Source organism: Vibrio sp. OPT46, assembly GCF_015163535.1.
In the GTDB taxonomy this organism is placed as follows: Bacteria; Pseudomonadota; Gammaproteobacteria; order Enterobacterales; family Vibrionaceae; genus Vibrio; species Vibrio alginolyticus.
Genome location: NZ_JADDYG010000522.1, coordinates 1 through 276, shown reverse-complemented (window position 1 = coordinate 276; position 276 = coordinate 1). Strand labels below are relative to the sequence as shown.

Here is a 276-nt window from a genome sequence, read left to right as displayed (position 1 = left end):
AGCAAAGCAACTCCTGCGGGAAAGGCTCTCTGCAATTTCGAAGGCGTTATCCAGATAATTATGTTTAACGATGCTGTTTATCGCGTAGTAACAGATAGCAAAGAAAATGATCGCAGTGATCAACACAACCCACATTGCTTCTGAATAGATCTTTTTATTACGCAGGCAAATACGAAGCGCTTTGCGAAGACTATTGGTTGTGTATTGATTGATCTTCTGTTGATGTTCGATGCCATTCTGATGGTTGTTTTGCATAGTAAAAGGGATGAAGTATCC

Annotated in this window: 1 pseudogene; it reads right to left on the bottom strand. The window is 40.2% G+C overall.

What is annotated here, in order from left to right:
- Positions 1-276: pseudogene (locus IQR33_RS33910) on the bottom strand (EAL domain-containing protein); the annotation flags it as partial.